The organism is Streptomyces sp. NPDC111802 (assembly GCF_055634335.1).
Map to the genome: position 1 here is coordinate 1 of NZ_JBVKCZ010000142.1, position 4,870 is coordinate 4,870.

A 4,870-nucleotide genomic window follows, 5' to 3' on the forward strand; every position below is an offset into this window, starting at 1 on the left:
GGCGGCATCGATCTGCCCGACATCGTCTATCTGGAGCACATCAAGAGCGCGGCCTTCCTTGAGGACCGCGACGAGACCGAGGAGTACCGGCTCGCTCTGGACCGTCTGGGCGACGAGGCCCTCAACCCGCGCGAGTCACTCGACCGACTGCGCCAGACGATGGAGCGGTACTCCCCGACGCTGTGAGACTCGGAGGGCGTCGTTTCATGGGGCAGGCGTACGGAGTCCTGTCCCGCATATTGAACAGCAGCAGCCCGTAGCAACGAGTGCCGCCCCCACGAGCGGAGCGAGTGGCCCTGAACCGCGTTCCGGGGGCTCGCCGGACAACGCGGGCTGTTACGGCGGTGCGGTCGCCCGAACCCCGGCCGAAGCGGCGTTGGGCCGGGTGAGCCGCCGGATCATGCAGCGCGCCAGTTCGCACCCAACCCTTCACCGTGGCGGATGTACGAGATTCAGCCGGGGCGCGGTCCCGTCTCGGCGGCCCTGCTCGCGGTACGGCTCGGTGACGCGCGGGGGACGATGCCGGTCGAGGTGGCGATTACGCGCCGCTGAACCCGCCCGCGGGCCCCGTGCTGGGCTCAGACCAGGGCCCGTCTCGTTGCCGCTCTTCCAAACGCCGTGCATCGTCGTGGCGTTGGCGGTCGAGCTGCCACGGCACCCATACGAATCAGTGACTCCTCATGCGGTGTGCAAGCCGCGAGGGCAGTGGGCGCGATGAGCGGTTTCTGTGGTCGTGGAACTGACGCGATTCATCGCTTAGCAACACCGATGCCCCGGGCGGAGACACACGCGCACACCGCTGCAGCCTCTCTGGTCACTGCAGGGTCCCCTGTCAGCCAGCTTCGGAAAGTACTTGCTTGATGCAGTCAGGGACAGGAGAGGGCTGGTGATCCCTGCGGGCGGTTTCCAGCAGCAGACTCCATGACGTGACTGTCGGCCGGCGTCGCAGAACGGCGCGGCGCTCTCGTTCGGTCATTCCTCCCCAGACACCATGCTCAATGCGGTGGTCCAGGGCGTATGCGAGGCACTCGGTGCGTACCAGGCAGCCCGTGCAGATGGCTTTGGCCCCGTTCTGCGCAGCGCCTTCGACGAAGAGGTCGTCCGGATCGCCGCTGCTGCACGCTGCCTGCTCGCTCCAGATGTTGTGGGTGCTCACTTCGTTGCCGTCCTCTCCCCGATTGGTTCCCGCAATTCCGCTTCTCTCATCACCACTCGTGCGGGCAGGTGCCGGTGCCGTGGTTCCACACCGTCTGCGGCCGTTGAGAAAGACAAGGTCGCCTGGAGGTCTCTTTTTCGAAGCCCCACCACGACGCCTGCCGCCAAGAAAGTGATTTGGGCGCCGGCCCTCGTCCTCCCGGTTTCGTCGGGGAAGCATGCTTTCCTGCGGATGCCCGCATCCATCCTCGCCCGGTCCGTCGGCGTGCTGGCCCCGCGTTGCCCCTCACGCCCCAGGGACTTCGGTGGCTCGCGGCACCGCGGGAGCGGCTGAGGGCCCATCCGTAGGCGAACCCCGTATATCCCCTCCGCATACCGCACTCGCCCCGGCGCAAAGGTAAAGGAGGCGAGGGGAAGGCGGAACAGACGAGGGGTGATGCGGAGCGCCGCGTCTTCTTGTTGCGTGGAGGCCAGGTCCCGCCGCATCCGCTGGACAGCAGGCTGGGGCACACAGAGTTGCCCCAGCCGCCTGCCGAGTTCAGCCGGAGTGGCCGCCAGGGCTTCTTTCCTGATCTGGACTACCATCGCCTCACCCATTCGGGTCATTATTCATGGTATCGAGATACAAGAGGAGAATGACCAGAAGGAGGGCCTTATGAGACCTATTGTAAGGATGTGGGCAACGGCGTTTGCCTTCGCAAGCCTTTTCTTAGGCGTGGTGACACCGTCTGCCAACGCCGCAGGGGGCAGTAGCGGTAACAGCGCAGCCTGCCCTGTCGAATGGGGCAGTGGTGCCAAGGCGCGTTCCGCCTACACCACAGAGCCTGCCATGAACGCGCGGACTGGGCGTCACGACTGCTTCGACCGGATGGTCATCGAGGTACCCGGTGCCGACCGTGGCAGCCTCGGTTATTCCGTCAAGTATGTCCACCGTCTCTACCAGGACGGATCGGGAGACCTCATACCCGTGTCAGGCGGAGCCATCATCGAAGTCGTGGTTCACGCCCCGGCTTACGACACCACCACGGGTGAGCCGACCTACGTTGCTGAGCCGCGTCAACCCCTGCCAGGGGTGAACCTCACGGGGTATCGGACCTTCAGGGACGCCAGGTATGGGAGCAGTCTCGAAGGGCAGACGCAGTTCGGACTTGGCATCCGGGCACGTCTGCCATTCCGGATTCAGATCCTGCCGGGCCGCATGGTGGTGGACGTCGCCCACAACTGGACCGGCGCACGGTGAACAACCAGCCACGAAGTGCACCGCGGCGTCGCTGACCTGACAGCCGCGGAAATGACGAGGTCCGATGAGGGACGGGATCGGCCCTTCCGGACACCTCGCTGAGCTCCTCGTACTGTCTGCCTGTTCCCGCCTTTGTCGCTGCCTGTATTCACCATGCGGTCGGCCACCGTCTCGAGCGGGTGGGCCGCAGTGCGGGGCGCAAGGGTGCCGTGCAGGCGGCGGTGGGGAAGCTGATGCCGTCACCGATGGTGACCAGCAAGGTGGCTGCCGTATGACTGCGACTCCCGGAATCGAGGCCAGGACCGCAGAAGAGAGTGAAATTGCAGCAGCCGCCCGATCGGCGTTTCCATGGCTCACCACTCTCTGCCGACGGCCGCGAGCGAGCCAGGGAGCGGATGACGACGTCGAGGGTGCTTGCTCCAGATGAGGGCTTACCCGTCGAGCGTCTCGGAGATGTCGTTGATCAGCAGTTGGGCCAAGCGCCCGCGGGCCTTGCACCGGATCACTTCAACCAGCCTTCGGTGTCCGGCTTTCCGCAGCGCCGTGGGGGATTCTCAGCGTTCGAGCAGCCGGTTCGCGACCCTGGTTGCCTCGCCGGCGAGGTCGTCGTCGAACCCGACGATTTACCCCAAGCCATAGCCGGGGCCACTGGATCCTCTTGACCGTACGACAGCCCATCCGACCCATCAACAACGTAGGACCCTCCCGGAGATCACGAACAAGTCATGAACAAAAGGGGGGAAGTCATGCCGGACCCGAAGGTCGGAGGTGCATTGCGCAGCCGCGAAAAAGGCAGGGCGCACAGGCCACGCGCGTGGCCTGTGCGCCCTGGCAACTGCCTCCGGGCCGTCGGATGGTGCCCAATGCCGGGTGGATCGTGTCGAACCTGCGCGGTGAGCACTACGACGACGGCGAGCGCGAGAGCCGTCGTGCGCCACCCGACCCGGAGCGACGGGTCCTCGAACTCGCTGGCGTCGGCCTGAGCAGCGTCAAGATCGCCAACCAGCTCAACCTCCGGCCGAGGTCAAGCCAGTTGCAGTGGACCCGGCTGAAGTACCCGGCGAGAACGAGTGGTGGCTCGCCGACCTCGCCGCGTGCCCCGGCTGTACCCCTTCGAGCGACCACTTCGAGCGACCACTGAGCCTCCTGAAAGAGGCTCAGTCGCTGTCTCCAGACAGTAGGGAACCGCTCGGGTCACTGGAGAATTGGCCGGACGTGGTCCCCCCGCCCCCAGGGAGATACTGCCATTTTGATTTATCATCCCAGGCTGGCAAGATAAATGGCAATTTACCGCCAGCGTAAGTGCCAGCCGGATAGCCCATATTCGCCATAAACCAGTTGACCTTTCCCGCCTGGTGCATGGTTTGTAAATCTTTTTTGAATTGCTCTTGGGTGGGCCCGAGGTAGTTGTAAGGGTTCCAGTAGCCTGGATGTGCCTGGAGGCTTCGAGTATTGGCGTCATGGCGAACGCATGCGTCATAAGCTGATTGCCCACCTGCCGTACACCCATCGTTCGACCAGTCCACTCCGTCTTTCACCCAGGACCTGTCCTGGTCATTCTTTCTATCCTCTCCGTTTGGGTTGTGCTCCTTGCTCAGTTTCATGAAATCCTGGAGCGATGGATTATTGATCGTGCCCCACCAATCGGGATACGACTGGGAAGGCTGCTGCTGGGCCTCCTGTGGTACATCCCTTCGCTGGATGTTGTGGCTCTGCTGTGATGCATCCAACTGTTGCGCGTTCTGAGCTGGCGCGTCCTGAGCTTGGGCGTTCTGAGCTTGCTGGGGGACCCAGCCTCCCTGCCACTGTCCGTTCGCATCCCGCGTCCAGTCACCCTGATAGCCGCCCTGCTGCCCATGCCATTCCTGTGGATTAGCCGAATAGCCCTGATCTGTTGTCGGCTGTGACTGCACCTGCGGTGAGAGTTCATCGGCAGAGGCGCTTGCCGAAGCAGCGAACATGAAACCTGCGGAAATCGGGGCGGCCACGGCACCGGCCCTCAGTAATTGCTTCTGCCTCGATGTGAGGACTTCGCGCGGCTTCCTGTGACGTCCCGTCATTGCAATACCTCTCTCGCTCACAAGCTTGGCTTGGCTATGCAGGTTATCCGCGGCAGCCCACACTCACTACCGCCGGTAACACCGGCTATTAACAGGAGAGCACGCCTGGCTAGCAAAGTCACTTCCGCCTAGGAGAAAATTTCGTTATGCCTGAAGCGATGTGATTTCTATCACGCCAAGCAGGGAATAAAGATTCTGGCGCGCGGTGACAGAATTAATGCGCCACATGACATAATTGGCGGCCGGTAGGCGGCAGTACCGCGGGACAGTGCTGCGTCACCTCGCACAGATGTGACGCAAGCAACAATCTCGTCGAGGTTGTACTGATCTTTAAGGCCGCTCTTGACGATCTGTCAGGGCGGGCATAGGGGCGGTATGGGGACTTCGAATGCGGCGCGTTGGGGGCCGGCTGAGC

5 protein-coding genes are annotated in these 4,870 nt (G+C 63.4%); 3 read left to right on the top strand and 2 right to left on the bottom strand.

All coding sequences use genetic code 11. The features are described 5' to 3' along the window. The coding region (locus tag ACZ7NC_RS44485; protein WP_471497855.1) for a Scr1 family TA system antitoxin-like transcriptional regulator at positions 1–186 on the top strand (186 nt) is incomplete at its 5' end. 646 nt (positions 187–832) lie between these two features. On the opposite strand, the gene ACZ7NC_RS44490 is transcribed toward ACZ7NC_RS44485, so the two are convergent. Beyond that, positions 833–1,156, bottom strand: a complete 324-nt coding sequence (locus tag ACZ7NC_RS44490) for a WhiB family transcriptional regulator (protein ID WP_471497857.1) — start codon at positions 1,154–1,156, stop codon at positions 833–835. 654 nt (positions 1,157–1,810) lie between these two features. On the opposite strand from ACZ7NC_RS44490, the gene ACZ7NC_RS44495 reads away from it, so the two are divergent. Together ACZ7NC_RS44495 and ACZ7NC_RS44500 are read left to right on the top strand one after the other, a co-directional pair. Beyond that, the gene (locus ACZ7NC_RS44495) at positions 1,811–2,395 is read left to right on the top strand and encodes an AMIN-like domain-containing (lipo)protein (protein ID WP_471497859.1); all 585 of its coding nucleotides are present in this window, start codon (positions 1,811–1,813) and stop codon (positions 2,393–2,395) included. An 877-nt stretch (positions 2,396–3,272) separates the two neighbouring features. Then, entirely contained in the window at positions 3,273–3,536 is a 264-nt protein-coding gene (locus ACZ7NC_RS44500; protein ID WP_471497861.1) for a hypothetical protein, read from the top strand. A gap of 16 nt (positions 3,537–3,552) precedes the next feature. Here ACZ7NC_RS44500 and ACZ7NC_RS44505 read toward each other — a convergent pair whose 3' ends face one another. Continuing rightward, the gene (locus ACZ7NC_RS44505) at positions 3,553–4,383 is read right to left on the bottom strand and encodes a hypothetical protein (protein WP_471497863.1); all 831 of its coding nucleotides are present in this window, start codon (positions 4,381–4,383) and stop codon (positions 3,553–3,555) included. Positions 4,384–4,870: the final 487 nt, after the last annotated feature.

Excerpts from the sequence above, each read along its gene's own strand:
- ACZ7NC_RS44495 (WP_471497859.1), top strand. The coding sequence starts at position 1,811 with ATGAGACCTATTGTAAGGATGTGGGCAACGGCGTTTGCCTTCGCAAGC.